Origin of the sequence: Cupriavidus basilensis (assembly GCF_029335485.1) — a bacterium.
GTDB classification, from domain to species: Bacteria; Pseudomonadota; Gammaproteobacteria; order Burkholderiales; family Burkholderiaceae; genus Cupriavidus; species Cupriavidus basilensis_E.
In genome coordinates, this window is sequence record NZ_JARJLM010000411.1 from 1 (window position 1) to 699 (window position 699).

Here is a 699-nt window from a genome sequence, read left to right on the forward strand (position 1 = left end):
GCAAGGCCGCCCACACGGAGGACAAGACGCCATGACGATTTCCCGACTGCCCGACAATATGGGCGACAACCCGTGGGCACTCACGCAAAACGAGCGCAAGGGCATCACGTGCACCGAGTCGCCCAACGACGCCATGTCGTGCCAGCGCACCCTCTACCTCGGCTTCTTCTTCGACGGCACGCGCAACAACCGCCAGTACGACACAGAGCCCAAGTCGCATAGCAATGTCGCCCGCCTGTACGACGTCTTCGACGACAAAATAAAACCCGGCGAAGACCGCCAGTACCGCTTTCGAACCTACGTCCCCGGCGTCGGCACTGAGTTCTGGGACGGCGTTGGCGATGCCGGCGTGGGCCTGCATGCCGCCGCCGGTGCCGCCGCCGGCTGGGGGGGAGAAGCCCGTATCAACTGGGCATTGCTGCAATTGCAGAACAACCTGCACCGCTATGCCTTCCAGAAGCGACTGACCGAAGAATCCGAAGACCTCGCCCTCGTCAAACAGATGAGCGCCGACATCAACTTCAAGCGCATGCGCATGCGCTTTCCTGATGGCAAGGGGCCGCCCACGCCCAAGACGCTTGACGACGTGCAGTTGCGCAAGGATGTGTCACCTGCGCAGGCCCTTCAAGCCATCGCCAGCACCCAGTGGCGCGACACCGAGGTCGACGGCCGCCGCACCGTGCTGGCCAAGCGCCGCGC

At 63.9% G+C, this 699-nt stretch carries 1 pseudogene; it reads left to right on the top strand.

Annotated features, from left to right (window positions below):
• Positions 1–31: 31 nt before the first annotated feature.
• Positions 32–699: pseudogene (locus P3W85_RS24405) on the top strand (phospholipase effector Tle1 domain-containing protein); the annotation flags it as partial.